A 1,007-nucleotide genomic window follows, 5' to 3' on the forward strand; every position below is an offset into this window, starting at 1 on the left:
TCAGGTTTATGGACAATTGGTACGGTTGCAAATGGAGATACTGCTACGTTAATAATCACAGCAACAGTTAACGCAGGAACAAGTGGAGACACGATAACCAATTCAACAACAGCTGCTACAGGAGATCAAACAGATCCAGATACAACTACAGATGATTTAGAAGCAGAAATTACTATTTTAACAGATTCAGATATTGTATTAACTAAAATAGTTGACAATGCGACACCAAATGCAGGAGATACAGTAACCTATACGGTAACCGTAACAAATAAAGGAGCAGCAGTAGTTACCGGATTAGTTGTAACAGATGCTTTACCAATAGGATTAATAGTGGGGACAGGTACACCTAGTAAAGGAACTTGGAGTTCTCCAGCATGGAATGTGGGTACATTAGCCTCTGGAGAAGAAGTATCTATTGTTATAACAGCAGTTGTAGGATTAGATCAAGATGGAGCGGTGTTAACTAATACGGTTACGAATACACAAGATCAAACAGATAGTAATGTAACAGCAGATGACGCGTCTGAAACAATTACTGTTTCTAGTTCTAATTTAGTTACGATAAAAACAGTAAGTGATGATACACCAAATGAAGGAGACACGATTGTTTATACAATTACTGTAGAAAACAAAGGAGGTACTGATGCTACTGGGGTAACTTTAACCGATTTGTTACCTATAGGAGTTACTTATGTAAGTAATGACCAAGGAACAGCTTATAATAAAGGATCAGGGTTATGGACAATTGGAAGTATTGCTAATGGAATAATAGCGACTTTAAATATAACAGCTACCGTTGATGCAGGAACCTTAGGAGATAAAATAACAAATACAACAAGCGCAGCTGTAGGGGATCAAACCGATCCAACTACTGTTGGGGATGATTTAGATGTGGACATAATTGTTGATATTCCACCAGTTGCTATGGATGATAGTATTTCAGGATTGGTAACGGGCACATCTGGAGTATTAATGGATATTTCATCAGATGATACATTAAGTGATGG

The 1,007-nt window shown here is 37.4% G+C and carries 1 protein-coding gene; it reads left to right on the forward strand.

Translation table 11 applies throughout. The features are described 5' to 3' along the window. Positions 1–1,007, forward strand: a 1,007-nt coding sequence (locus tag MPF19_RS19055; RefSeq protein WP_249989856.1) for a DUF11 domain-containing protein, incomplete at both ends; no start/stop codon positions are given.

It is taken from the genome of Polaribacter sp. Z014 (assembly GCF_023555435.1).
GTDB lineage: Bacteria > Bacteroidota > Bacteroidia > Flavobacteriales > Flavobacteriaceae > Polaribacter.